Origin of the sequence: Nocardia inohanensis NBRC 100128 (assembly GCF_001612945.1) — a bacterium.
GTDB classification, from domain to species: Bacteria; Actinomycetota; Actinomycetes; order Mycobacteriales; family Mycobacteriaceae; genus Nocardia; species Nocardia inohanensis.
The window spans coordinates 32,088-44,163 of sequence record NZ_BDBK01000021.1; the positions used below are offsets into that span (position 1 = coordinate 32,088).

The 12,076-nt window shown below is 69.4% G+C and carries 12 protein-coding genes; 8 read left to right on the top strand and 4 right to left on the bottom strand.

Annotated elements, in window-relative coordinates; translation table 11 throughout:
- Both NI1_RS35670 and NI1_RS35675 read right to left on the bottom strand, forming a co-directional pair.
- On the bottom strand, positions 1-984 hold the full coding sequence (locus NI1_RS35670; protein WP_067830524.1) for a glutamate ABC transporter substrate-binding protein: 984 nt from the start codon (positions 982-984) through the stop codon (positions 1-3).
- Entirely contained in the window at positions 981-2,312 is a 1,332-nt protein-coding gene (locus tag NI1_RS35675) for a GlnX family signal transduction membrane protein (protein ID WP_067830526.1), read from the bottom strand. Before NI1_RS35675 ends, NI1_RS35670 begins: the two co-directional genes overlap by 4 nt.
- Before the next feature lie 133 nt (positions 2,313-2,445).
- Here NI1_RS35675 and NI1_RS35680 point away from each other — a divergent pair, with 133 nt between their 5' ends.
- Complete coding sequence (locus NI1_RS35680; RefSeq protein WP_067830528.1) at positions 2,446-3,120, top strand: NUDIX domain-containing protein; 675 nt, start codon at positions 2,446-2,448, stop codon at positions 3,118-3,120.
- 3 nt (positions 3,121-3,123) lie between these two features.
- Positions 3,124-5,310: a molybdopterin-dependent oxidoreductase gene (locus NI1_RS35685; protein ID WP_067830530.1), complete on the top strand. Its 2,187-nt coding sequence runs from the start codon at positions 3,124-3,126 to the stop codon at positions 5,308-5,310.
- A gap of 14 nt (positions 5,311-5,324) precedes the next feature.
- On the opposite strand, the gene thiE is transcribed toward NI1_RS35685, so the two are convergent.
- Positions 5,325-6,029, bottom strand: coding sequence for a thiamine phosphate synthase (gene thiE / locus NI1_RS35690; protein WP_067830533.1), 705 nt, complete (start codon positions 6,027-6,029; stop codon positions 5,325-5,327).
- 254 nt (positions 6,030-6,283) lie between these two features.
- Here thiE and NI1_RS35695 point away from each other — a divergent pair, with 254 nt between their 5' ends.
- From NI1_RS35695 to NI1_RS35720, 6 genes are all read left to right on the top strand, one after another.
- A complete protein-coding gene (locus NI1_RS35695; protein WP_067830535.1) occupies positions 6,284-7,492 on the top strand; it encodes an FAD-dependent oxidoreductase in 1,209 nt (402 codons plus the stop codon).
- The gene (gene thiS / locus NI1_RS35700; protein WP_067830537.1) at positions 7,489-7,701 is read left to right on the top strand and encodes a sulfur carrier protein ThiS; all 213 of its coding nucleotides are present in this window, start codon (positions 7,489-7,491) and stop codon (positions 7,699-7,701) included. The genes NI1_RS35695 and thiS overlap by 4 nt, the downstream gene beginning before the upstream one ends.
- Positions 7,694-8,449 carry a thiazole synthase gene (locus NI1_RS35705; RefSeq protein WP_067830540.1) on the top strand — a complete coding sequence of 252 codons (756 nt, stop codon included), beginning with the start codon at positions 7,694-7,696 and terminating at the stop codon, positions 8,447-8,449. The genes thiS and NI1_RS35705 overlap by 8 nt, the downstream gene beginning before the upstream one ends.
- A gap of 149 nt (positions 8,450-8,598) precedes the next feature.
- Positions 8,599-9,534 carry an ABC transporter ATP-binding protein gene (locus tag NI1_RS35710; protein WP_067830542.1) on the top strand — a complete coding sequence of 312 codons (936 nt, stop codon included), beginning with the start codon at positions 8,599-8,601 and terminating at the stop codon, positions 9,532-9,534.
- Entirely contained in the window at positions 9,534-10,349 is an 816-nt protein-coding gene (locus tag NI1_RS35715; RefSeq protein WP_067830544.1) for an ABC transporter permease, read from the top strand. Before NI1_RS35710 ends, NI1_RS35715 begins: the two co-directional genes overlap by 1 nt.
- Before the next feature lie 555 nt (positions 10,350-10,904).
- Positions 10,905-11,669, top strand: a complete 765-nt coding sequence (locus tag NI1_RS35720) for an adenylate/guanylate cyclase domain-containing protein (protein WP_067830717.1) — start codon at positions 10,905-10,907, stop codon at positions 11,667-11,669.
- Between the two features lie 114 nt (positions 11,670-11,783).
- Here NI1_RS35720 and NI1_RS38605 read toward each other — a convergent pair whose 3' ends face one another.
- A complete protein-coding gene (locus NI1_RS38605) occupies positions 11,784-11,936 on the bottom strand; it encodes a CG2302 family histidine operon protein (protein WP_169815691.1) in 153 nt (50 codons plus the stop codon).
- Positions 11,937-12,076: the final 140 nt, after the last annotated feature.

Sequence of the window (12,076 nt, forward strand, 5' to 3'; positions counted from 1 at the left end):
TCAGTCCTGATACCTCGGCAGCGGCGGCACGGCGGCATCCCCGAGCTGGGCCGCCAGCCAACGCCGGTAGAGCCGATTCCAGGTCCCGTCCCCGCGAATCCGTTCCAGCGTCCCGTTGACGAACCGCACCAGATCGTCCGCGCCCTGCGAGATGCCGATCCCGTACTGCTCGGTGGAGAGGTTCGGCCCGACCACCGCGGTGGCGGGGTCCTGCACGGCCAGCCCGGCCAGCACGGTGTCATCGGTGCTCACCGCCTCGACCTGCCGCTGCTGCAACACCACCAGGCAATCGGCCCAGCTGGGCACGGTCAGAATCGAGGCGGCGGGCTGCTCGCGCCGGATGCGATCCAGCGAGGTGGTCCCGCGCACCACGCAGACCCGCCGCCCGGCCAGATCGGTCAGCCCGGTGATCCCGGAATTCTGCGTGGTCAGCACCCGCTGATGCGCCTGGAGATAGGAGGTCGAGAAGGTAACCCGTTGCCGCCGTTCACAAGTGATCGTCATGGTCTTCACCACCACGTCCACCGTATGCTCCTGCAACGCCCGCTCCCGGTCCGCGGACCCGAGAACGCGGTATTCGATCAGCTCCGGATTCCCCAGCAGATCCCGCGCCAATTCCTTGGCGATATCCACATCGAACCCGTCCAGCGATCCCGTCGTGGGATCGCGGAAGCTGAACAGATTGCTGCCCGGATCCAGCCCGACCACCAGCCGCCCGCGCGCCCGGATCGCATCGATGGCCGCTCCGGTTCGAATTCCGTTGGGCCGCAAGCTCGCCGTCGGATCCGCGCAGGTCTCGGTATCCGGTGGCAGCGGTGAATGGGTCTGCGCCGCAACCGCTCCCGCCGGCAGCGGCGGCTCCACATAGCTCGGCACCCGGGTGGTGACCGGCGGCGCGGTGGCGTCCTCGCCGCAGCCGGTCAGGGTCACCGCCAGCATGGTGAGCGCGGCGGCCGAGGCGATGCGTAGCGGTCTTCGGCTCATCGGTACTCCCGTAGTCGAGGCCAGAGCCCGGCGGCGATGAGCACGGCCGCCGCCGTACTCAGCACCAGTGCGCCGGGCGCGAGCAGGTCCAGCGCCCGCGCCGCCCGGGAGGTGTTGGAGCGCAGCATGTTCCGGGTATCGGCGATGCCGTCGCCGAGCGCCCGGTCCAGCGCGTCCACCTGCGCGGTGGCCTCGTTCGCCCCGGGCCCGGTGGCCACCGCCCCGGCCCCGATGAAATCGCCCTTGGACAGCGCGTCGTTCATCCGCTGATGCGCCCCCTTCCACCGCTCCAGGGCGGCGGACGCGGTGCTCACATCGGCGGAACCCGGTGCGCCGGAAGGATAGTCGGCCAGGATGCCGCGCAGTTTCGCGACGGCCGCGTCGAAGGTGTTGTCGTAGCCCGCGCTGGTATCGCGCCGCACCAGCTTCAGGGTCTCCGCGGTGCGCGCCTGCTGCGCCAGGATCCGGCTCTCGGTGAGGCTGGCCGCGGGCACGCTGCCGTCATCGCGCGAATCGGTGGTGGCGACCGCCGAGATGACGCCCGCGATCACCGTCCAGGCCAGCAGCGCCACCATCGTCGTAGTGGCCAGCAGCAGCCCGAGATTCAGCACCCGATGCCACCGCCGGAACAGGAACCATTGCGCCGCCACCAGCGCGGCCACCGCGACCAGCGGCAGCACGATGGCGGGCCAGGGCGGTCGCACATGATTGCGCTGCGTCCCCGCGATGGCGCTCTCGCGATGCTTCTGCAATTCCTGCGCCATCGGCAGCAGGGTGGCCTGCATGAGGTTGGACGCCTCGCTCAGATAGGCCGCGCCCACCGGTTGTCCGCCGCGATTGTTGGCCCGCGCCGTCTCGATGATCCCGGTGTACACAGGCAATCCCGTGGCTATCCCACTGCGCAGGTGCGAATCGGTGTCCTGGTCGCTGCGATTGGACTGCGTCACCAGCTCGGCCCCCGCCTCGCCGACCGCCTGGTTGTACCGGTCCCGCACCGGCTTGGGCTCCAGCCCGCCGGAGATGAAGGCGGTGCCCGCCGAGGCATCGGCCACCGAGAGCGAGGTGTAGAGCCGCTGCGCCGAATAGGCATCCGGTTCGGCCTGATCCAGCAGCACGTCCAGGGCGTGTTGCCGGCTGGTGACCGCGGTCCCGGTGACCACGCCCGCGGTCAGGCACAGACCGAGCAGCACCAGCCCGACCGCGATCAATTTGGCCGGCGAGGAGTGCGCGAAGGCCCGCATTTCGGTGGTCGCGAGCCGTTGGCGCACGGCCGCCGCGGCGGCACGGGGCGACAGCTCGTCGAGCCGCAACTGCTCCGTGCGAGCCATGCTCACCTCCCACTGACCGAAACCGAACGATCGACTTGCTTATCCCGGATGAGCTTATTGTGGACGTACCGGTGCCGTGACGCGGGAACACGATGCGTTGCGCTGCGTCCCGGTTCGAAGGATGGAGACAGGCATGCGTGGTGACGGTGACGGCTGGTCCGAAAGCCCCGATGGCACGCGCCAATGGGGTCGTTTCGGGGCTGCCGGGCTGTTGCTGCGAGCTCCGCTGGCGGGCGGGGGATCGGCCGTGCTGTTGCAGCATCGGGCGGCGTGGAGCCATCAGGGCGGCACCTGGGCGCTGCCCGGCGGGGCGCGCGACAGCCACGAGACCACCGTGCACGCCGCCGTCCGCGAGGCCGAGGAGGAGGCGGGCATCGCCGCCGGCGCGATCCGGGTGCGCGGCACCCGGGTGACGGCGACCGCGCCGAGCGGCTGGACCTATACGACCGTCATCGCCGACGCGACCGAGCAGCTGGCCACCGAGGGCAATATCGAGAGCCAAGCGCTGGCCTGGGTGCCCGAATCCGAGGTCGACGCCCGTCCGCTGCATCCCGGTTTCGCCGCCGCCTGGCCCGCCCTGCGCGCCACCCCCACCTTGATCGACCTCATCGATCTGGCCGAAGCGGACACGGTGGCGGCGGCGTTGCCGCGCACGGTCGACCTGGCCCACCACGGCTTCCTCTGGTTGCAGACGCACGGCCTGGGCAATGGCCGCCGAGTCCGCATCGGCACGGGCGAAACGATCTCCGACACCGCCGATTTGACCGGAAATGTGTTGTTCCTCACCCTGGCCCAGGTGTTGTCTTGAGGCGTGAGCCCACGTGAGATTCCCACGTACTGCCGGATCTGCGAACCGCTCTGCGGCCTGATCGCCACCGTCGAGGACGGCAGGCTGCTTCAGCTGCGCGCCGACAAGGAGCATCCGCTATCGCGCGGCAATGCCTGCCCGAAGGGGATCGCGTTCACCGCCGTCCAGAACGATCCGGATCGCGTGCTGCATCCGCTGCGCCGCACCGCCGACGGCTTCGAACAGGTCTCCTGGGACGAGGCGCTCGACGATATCGGCGCGCGCCTGCGCGGCATCATCGGCGAACACGGACGGCGAAGCCTCGGTTGGTATTTCGGCAACCCGTCCTCGTTCTCCTATTCACACACCCTGTGGATAGTCGGCTTCCAGCTGGGAGCCGGACTGCGGCACATCTATTCGGCGGGCTCGCAGGACATCAACAACCGCTTCGTGGCCAGTCACCTGCTCTACGGCTCCCTGACCTCGGTGCCCGTACCCGACCTGGACCGCACCGACTTCCTGCTCGTGCTCGGCGCGAATCCCGTTGTCTCGCACGGCAGTGCGATGAGCGTGCCGCGCATCCGCGAGAAGCTCACCGCCATCACCAAACGCGGCGGCCGCGTCGTCGTGGTCGATCCGCGCCGCACCGAAACCGCCCGCCTCTTCGAGCATGTCGGCATCCGTCCCGACGGTGATGCCTGGCTGCTGGCCTCGCTGCTCCAGGTCATCTTCGCCGAAGGTCTGGAGGATGCCCAGGCACTGCGCCGCCAAGCGGCCGGCGTCCGCGAACTCCGCACTGCCGTAAGCCGATTCACCCCCGAACTGACCGCCGAGATCACCGGTCTGGAACCGGAGCGCGTCCGCGCCCTCGCCCGCGATCTGGCCCGCGCCGATGCCGCCGCCGTCTACGGCCGCACCGGCACCTGCCTGGGCCGCCACGCCACCCTGGTCGCCTTCCTGATCGACGCCCTGGCCGTGGTGACCGGCAATCTGGACGCCCCCGGCGGTCTGGTCTTCGGCAAGGAACTGGTCGCGGTCTCCGAACTCAATGCCCGCCTGGGTCTCATCGGCTACGGCAAGAACCGTTCCCGCATAGGCGATTTCCCCGACGTCCTCGGCACCTTCCCGGCCGCCGTCATGGCCAAGGAGATAACCACCCCCGGCGACGGCCGGCTCCGCGCCCTCTTCACCTCCGCGGGCAACCCGGTCTCCTCGGTCCCCAACGGCCGCGAACTCGCCGCCGCCCTGAAACAGCTGGACCTGTTCGTCTCCATAGACCTCTACGTCAACGACACCAACCGCACCGCCGATTACATCCTCCCCGCCACCACCTGGCTGGAGCGCGACGACATTCCACTGCCCTTCGCCGCCCTGGCTCCGACCCCGTACACCCAATACACCGAACGTGTCCTGGAACCCGCCGGCGAAGCCCGCGAGGAATGGCAGATCATCGACGCCATCGCCACCCGAATCGGTGTGCAGCCCTTCGCCGCCGGCCCCGCCCGCCCGCTCGGCCGCCTCGTCAGCGCCCTGCGCCGCAGTATCCCCGGTGGCTCCGCCGCCCGACCCACCCCGAAGCTGCTGCTGGATCTGGCCCTGCGCACCGGCCCCTACGGCGACCGCTTCGGCCTGCGCCGCGGCGGGCTCTCCTTGGCCGAACTCCGCCGCCACCCCCACGGCCTCATCCTGTCCGACTCCATCCCCACCGGTGTCCTCCGAAAAGTGGTGCAGCACAAGGATCGCCGAGTGCGACTGGCTCCACCCGAAATCATCGCCGAACTGACCACCCTCACGACTTCCCCGCCGGATCCCTCCTACCCGCTCCGGGTAATCGGCATGCGAGAACTCAAATCCCACAACTCCTGGATGCACAACGCCGAACCCCTGATGCGCGGCCCCCGCCGCCAATCAGCCCGCATCCACCCCAAAGACGCGGCCGCCGCGGGCATTCCCGACGGCACCCCCTGCCGCATCACCTCCCCGCACGGCTCCATCACCCTGCCCGCGCTCTGCACCGAGGACATGACCCCCGGCACCATCGCCGTCCCCCACGGCTGGGGCCACAACGGCGGCTGGCAACTGGCGAACGCGGCGGGCGGCGCCAACGTGAACGACCTGACCTCGACCAACCTCGAAGACATAGAACGCCTCGCGGGCATGTCCAACCTCAACGGCGTCCCGGTCCGAATCGAGCCGGCCGGTATCGACTGACTCGGCGCACCGGCTCAGCCGGCGGTGTTGTCGAGAATGCGCTGCTTCAGTGCACGGGCCGCGGCCTCCGGGTCGCGGGCTTCGGTAATGGCCCGCACCACGACGATTCGGGTCGCGCCCGCGCCGAGGACTTCCGGCAGCCGCTCGTCGTCGATGCCCCCGATGGCGAACCACGGCCGCCGGGTGTGGGAATCGGCGGTCGAGCGAACCAGCTCCAGTCCGGCGGGCGTGCGTCCGGGCTTGGTCGGAGTGGTCCAGACCGGCCCGGTGCAGAAGTAGTCGATGTGCTCGTCGATGGCGGCCAGTCCGGCCTGTGCGCGATTGTGGGTGGACCGGCCGATGACCACGTCCGGCCCGAGAATCCGGCGCGCGTACCAGGGCGGTAGGTCGCCCTGCCCGAGATGCAGCACATCCACCCCGGCCGCCAGCCCGATGTCGGCGCGATCATTGCAGGCCACCAGGGCACCGTGCCGCCGCGCGGCCGCCTTCAACTCGGCCAGCACCCCCAGTTCGGCCTTGGCTTCGAGCGCCCCGAACTGCTTCTCCCCGGCCGACCCCTTGTCCCGGAGCTGGATGATGTCCACGCCCCCGGCCAGCGCCGCGTCGGCGAATTCGGCCAGGTCCCCCTTCTCGCGCCGGGCGTCGGTGCACAGGTACAACCGTGCGTCGGCGAGGCGTTCACGCGGTGATACGGGCCGGTTCGGAAGGGAGGGCTGCACGCCTTCGAACCTAGTCGCGCTACCGTTGGATGCGAAACGTGCCATGCCCCCCGGTGGCGGTCGACGATGCTGTCGCGAACCCTCGGATCCGGCGTTCGGCCGGAAACCCGGAGCGACGCCCGGCCGCGAGCCCCTGTCACCGGCCCGGTCCGGAACGCTGTTCGCGGCGGTGTGCGAGCGGGTCGCGAAGTAAGCCCGAGGCGGCGGGAGCGCCGCCGAACGGCGCGAGTTGATACAGCGTGAGGTGGATTCCTATGCGGACCCTGGCCGTCGTCGGCGGCGGTGTGATCGGCCTGTCGGTGGCGTGGCGCGCCGCGCAATCGGGCTGGACCGTCACGCTGTTCGACCCGGCGGCCGGCTCCGGGGCGTCCTGGGTCGCGGGCGGCATGCTCGCCCCGCTCTCGGAAGGCTGGCCCGGCGAGGATGCCGCCCTCGCATTCGGTGCGGCCTCCCTCGCCCGCTGGCCCGCCTTCGCCGCCGCGCTCGAAGCGATCACCGGCACGCACCTGTTCACCGCCGGCCGCACCCTCACCGTCGCCCTCGACGCGGCCGACGCGGCCGACCTGCGCACCATCGCGGACTGGGTCAATTCCCGCGAATTGCCTTCGCTCACCGTGCCGCGATCCTCCGGCCCGGCCTCGGTCACCGGCGAATTCGCCATGCCGCAGGCCGATGCCGCTGCTGCGGACCGGCTTTCGGTGAGCTCGCCCCAGAACCTCGGTGCTCCGGGGCTGCGGCTGCTGGACCGTGCCGGCGTGCGGGCCGCGGAGCCGGGGCTGGGCCGCGGAATCCGGGCCGCGTTGTTGTCGGAGAGCGAGCCCGCGGTGGACAACCGGGCGCTGGTGACCGCATTGCGGGAAGCCTGCGCGGCGGTGCGCGTGGAGTTCCGCGCCGAACCGGTCACCGATCTCGCCGACCTGCCGCACGACCGGATCGTGCTCGCCGCCGGCGCCGCCTCCGCTCAATTGTGGCCCGGCCTGCCGGTGCGCCCGGTGAAGGGGGAGATCCTGCGGTTGCGGCGTCGGCCCGGTGCGCCTGCGGTCCCGGCGCACGTGATCCGGGCCCGCGTGCACGGCCGTCCTATATATCTTGTGCCGCGCGCCGACGGAATCGTGCTCGGGGCAACACAATACGAGGTGGGATTCGATACCGCCGTCACCGTCGCCGGCGTGCGTGACCTCGTCACCGATGCCGAAACCGTCTTCCCCGGCCTGGGGGAGTACGAGTTCGCCGAGGCCATCGCCGGGTCCCGCCCGGGTTCCCCGGACAATCTCCCGCTCATCGGCTACCTCGACGACCGGGTGATCGCCGCGACCGGCCACGGCCGCAACGGCATCCTGGACACCCCGGTCACCGCCGACGCGGTCACCGCCCTGCTCGCGGACACCGTGCTCCCGGCGGCCGAATCCGCCGCCCCCCAACGCTTCCGGACCGCCCCCGTCTCCTCAGGAGGAATTGAATGACCGCGATCCCGGTCGGTATCACCGTGAACGGTGTCGATCACGAGTTCGCCGAGCACACTTCGGTGCGCGAGGTGCTGGAGACCCTGAACCTCCCGTGCCAGGGCGTCGCGGTGGCCGTCGACGGCGCCCTGTTCCCCAAGTCCCGCTGGGACGAGCCGGTCGGCCGGGGCTGGGAGCTCGAGGTGCTGACGGCGGTGCAGGGTGGCTAGCCCGCTGGTCATCGCGGGCCGCGAGTTCGGCTCCCGCCTGATCATGGGCACCGGCGGCGCGGAGAACCTGACGGTCCTGGAGGAGGCCCTGGTCGCCTCGAAGACCGAGCTGACCACGGTCGCCATGCGCCGGGTGGACGCCGCTGGCGGCACGGGCGTGCTCGACCTGCTCAAACGCCTGGAGATCGCCCCGCTGCCGAACACCGCGGGCTGTCGCTCGGCCGCCGAAGCCGTGCTCACCGCCCAGTTGGGCCGCGAAGCCCTCGAAACCGATTGGGTGAAGCTGGAAGTCATCGCCGACGAGCGCACCCTGCTCCCGGACGCCATCGAATTGGTCAGCGCCGCCGAACAACTGGTGGACGCCGGTTTCACCGTCCTGCCCTACACCACCGACGACCCGGTGCTGGCCAAGCGCCTCGAGGACGCGGGCTGCGCCGCCGTCATGCCCCTGGGTTCCCCCATCGGCACCGGCCTGGGCATCTCCAATCCGCACAATATCGAGATGATCGTCGCCGCCGCGGGTGTCCCGGTGATCCTCGACGCGGGCATCGGCACCGCCAGCGACGCCGCCCTGGCCATGGAGCTCGGCTGCTCCGCCGTCCTGCTCGCCACCGCCGTCACCCGCGCACGCCGCCCCGCCCTGATGGCGGCGGCCATGGCGCACGCGGTCGAAGCCGGTTGGCTGGCAAGGGAAGCGGGCCGTATCCCCAAGCGTTTCTGGGCGCAGGCGTCGTCTCCTTCGCTCTGAATCCCGCCGGCGGTGAACCCGTAGCCCCCGTGACTCGTATGTGAGGGTATGGCGGGAGTGGCTCGGGGGACAGGTCATCCTCGAGTAGGACGGAACGCGCGACCTCTGAGCTATGGTCCGGGACCGGTTCTCGAGGAAGACTGTTCCCCATGATCGAACTGAGGGGCCTGACCAAACACTATGGCCAGACCGTCGCGGTGCAGGATCTGTCGTTCTCGGTCCGCCCGGGCCAGGTGACCGGTTTTCTGGGCCCGAACGGGGCCGGTAAATCGACCACCATGCGCATGATCCTGGGTCTGGACAAACCGACTTCGGGTACCGCGCTGATCGACGGCACATCGTACCGCGACCTGGCGAATCCGCTCACAAAGGTGGGTGCGCTGCTGGATGCCAAGTGGGTGCATCCGAATCGTTCGGCTCGTTCGCATCTGCGCTGGATGGCGGCTTCGAACGGTCTCCCGGTCTCCCGCGTCGACGAGGTGCTGCGCCTGGTCGGCCTGTCGGAGGTGGCCGGGAAGAAGGCGGGCGGCTTCTCGCTCGGCATGTCCCAGCGGCTCGGCCTGGCGGGCGCGCTGCTCGGCGATCCGCAGGTGCTGTTGTTCGACGAGCCGGTGAACGGCCTGGATCCCGAGGGCATTCTGTGGATCCGCCGTTTCATGCAGCGCCTCGCCTCCGAGGGTCGCACCGTGCTGGTCTCGAGCCACCTGCTCGCCGAGATGGCGCAGACCGCCGACCATCTCATCGTGATCGGCCAGGGCCGTCTCATCGCCGACACCCCCACCAAGGATTTCATCGAGAAGTCGTCGGAAGCGTCTGTGCGCGTGCGCAGTCCGCAGCTGGATCAATTGCGCAGCCTGCTCACCTCCAACGGGATGACGGTGCGTGAGGACGGCGACGGCCCGGCCCTGATCGTGGTCGGCGTGACCAGCGACGCGGTCGGAAAACTGGCCGGCGCCAACGACATCACGCTCTTCGAGCTGTCCCCGCAGCGGGCCTCGCTGGAGGAAGCGTTCATGAGCATGACGGGCGGTTCGGTCCAGTACCACGCCGCCGGTTTCGATCAGGTGATGGGAGGTGCGCTCTGATGGGAGTGCTTGCCGCGGAACGTATCAAGCTCACCTCTACCCGTTCGCCCTGGTGGTGTTCGGCCCTGATCGCCGTCTGGGCGCTGCTGCTGGCGGTGGGGTTCGCCTTCCTGCTCAACTTCGAGATGAGCGAGTACAACAAGCAGGTCGAGAGCGGTCACGTCACCATGGCCGAGCCCCCGAGCGCCGACAACGCGGTGGCCGGGCTGGGCTTCATCGGGGTGCCGCCGTTCATTCCGGGCTTCGGCTACATCCTGGTGATGATCGTGGCGGCGCTGGCGGTGACCAGCGAGTACCGTTTCGGCACCATCAAGGCCAGCTTCCTGGCGGTCCCGAATCGCGCGGCGGTGCTGGCGGCCAAGGCCGGTTTCATCGCGGTGGTGATGGCGGTCTTCTCGGGGCTGCTGACCTTCCTGAGCTTCTTCATCCTGAAGGCGCTGACCAAGTCCGATGTCGGCCACGACCTGAGCTTGAGCGGCGATCTGCGCGTCTTCTACGGCGTCCCGATCTTCATCGCGCTGGTGGTGTTCCTCTCGGTCGGCCTGGGCGCGCTGCTGCGCCAGTCGGCGGCGGCGCTGTCGCTGCTGATCGTGTGGCCGACCCTGATCGAGCCGATCGTCAGCGTTTTCGGCAAGGTGGGCAGCAATATCCGGGTGTTCCTGCCCTTCCAGAACGCGTCCCGTTTCCTCGGCCTCTCGGCCGACGACTCCGCACCGTGGCATTGGGGCCAGTGGGGTTCGCTGGTCTATTTCACAGCCTTCGTGGTGATCGTGTTCGCCGCCGCGCTCTATGTGACCAATGAGCGCGACGCCTAGACCCTGCCCGGGGAGCTGCCGGCCACTGCCCGGCCGGTAGCGCCATCGGCCCGATACGGAGTCTCCGTATCGGGCCGATGTCATTTCCGGGGGATGTCATTTCCGGGTCGCGACCGGGGTGACAGGTACGTTGAGAAGAACGCTGTGTGAAAACTGTCGCTTCCATCCGGAAGGGCCTAGCCGCCGAACTGAACCGTCGGTAGCATCGCCTCAGCAACCAACGCACTCAAACATCGGCGGGCTCAACGTTGTGGCCGCTCGTACCGATCGGGAGGTGTACAGGTGGCAATCATTAATCCATCCGAGGATCAAGCCCTGAGATACGCTCTGGGCGTGAGCGAACGACCCTCCGACGGCGGAGACCGCGCGAACGACGCGAACCGCACCGAAGGTTTGGGCACCGATCGCAACCGGTCGAAGAACTCGACCGGTTCCCGTCCGCGTGAACCGCGTCCCATCGATCCGGATGTGGTGATTCCGCTGGTCCCGGCCGATATCGACGAGAACGAAGCCAACCGCCGCCGGGGCCGTTTCCCCGGCCAGCTCTCCGGCCTGATGGCCGCCGCCAATCAGCGCGGCGACCTGATCGGCGCGATCCGCAAGGCCCGCGAAAACCTGCCCGGCGACCCCGCTTTCGGTGATCCGCTCTCGGTCTCCGGTCCCGGCAGCGCCCGCGCTGTGGCCCGTGCCGCCGACAAGCTGGTCGGCGATTCGCCCAGTGCCGCACGCGAATTGGGCCTGGGCGCCCTCCAGGTCTGGCAGGCCATGCTGGAACGGGTCGGCAAGGGCCGCGGCACCCAGGAGATCACCATCATGTTCACCGATCTGGTGGCCTTCTCCAGCTGGTCCCTCGCCGCCGGTGACGAGGCGACCCTGGAACTGCTGCGCCGCGTGGCCAAGGCCATCGAACCGCCCATCGTGGACCGTGGCGGCTCCGTGGTGAAGCGCATGGGCGATGGGGTGATGGCGGTCTTCCCGTCGGCCGATCGGGCCGTACGGGCGGCCGTGGCCGCCAAGGAGAACCTCTCGGGCGTCAGCATCGACGGCTACCGCCCCCAGATGCGGGTGGGCCTGCACACGGGTTCGCCCCGCGAGATCGGCGGCGACTGGCTGGGTGTCGACGTCACCATCGCCGCGCGCGTGATGGAAGCGGGCGGCAACGGCAACACCATGCTCTCCGCCGTCACCCTGGATTCCCTCGACCCGGAAACCTTGGAAGAACTCGGTTTCGGCGTAAAGCCCTACCGCCGCAGCTTCTTCGCCGCCCCGCTCAGCGGAGTACCGGAGGACCTGCGCATCTTCCGCCTCGACGCCGAGTAGCAAGAACCATCGGGGGCCGGGGGCGGAGCCCCGGAAGTCGCGAGGGGGCTGGGGCGGAGCCCCGAAGTCTCGAGGGGGTTCGGGGGCGAAGCCCCTGAGAGCTACGAGAGTCGTCTACATCCAGAGGATGGCCCCGGCCACGGCGAGCGCACCGGCCACGGCGAGCGCGATGGCGAGGGGCTTGGCTGTCTTCCAGGTCGTGTAGGCCCCGCCGAGCAGGAATCCGGCAAGGGCCAGCAGCAGCACGAAAATCACGCTCGACGACATCGCTCAAGTTTGCAGGAAGGGTGCCGAATCGCCCGACACCGGCTCTGACCTGCGATCCCACAAATTAACAAGCACGCAGGCTTGATTTTTTCTTGTCCCGATGTGACCCTTGATCCGACCGCGGCAGAGACGCCGCGCCC

Excerpts from the sequence above, each read along its gene's own strand:
- NI1_RS35670 (WP_067830524.1), bottom strand. The coding sequence starts at position 984 with ATGAGCCGAAGACCGCTACGCATCGCCTCGGCCGCCGCGCTCACCATG.
- NI1_RS35675 (WP_067830526.1), bottom strand. The coding sequence starts at position 2,312 with ATGGCTCGCACGGAGCAGTTGCGGCTCGACGAGCTGTCGCCCCGTGCC.
- NI1_RS35680 (WP_067830528.1), top strand. The coding sequence starts at position 2,446 with ATGCGTGGTGACGGTGACGGCTGGTCCGAAAGCCCCGATGGCACGCGC.
- NI1_RS35695 (WP_067830535.1), top strand. The coding sequence starts at position 6,284 with ATGCGGACCCTGGCCGTCGTCGGCGGCGGTGTGATCGGCCTGTCGGTG.
- thiS (WP_067830537.1), top strand. The coding sequence starts at position 7,489 with ATGACCGCGATCCCGGTCGGTATCACCGTGAACGGTGTCGATCACGAG.
- NI1_RS35710 (WP_067830542.1), top strand. The coding sequence starts at position 8,599 with ATGATCGAACTGAGGGGCCTGACCAAACACTATGGCCAGACCGTCGCG.
- NI1_RS35715 (WP_067830544.1), top strand. The coding sequence starts at position 9,534 with ATGGGAGTGCTTGCCGCGGAACGTATCAAGCTCACCTCTACCCGTTCG.
- NI1_RS35720 (WP_067830717.1), top strand. The coding sequence starts at position 10,905 with ATGGCCGCCGCCAATCAGCGCGGCGACCTGATCGGCGCGATCCGCAAG.
- NI1_RS38605 (WP_169815691.1), bottom strand. The coding sequence starts at position 11,936 with ATGTCGTCGAGCGTGATTTTCGTGCTGCTGCTGGCCCTTGCCGGATTC.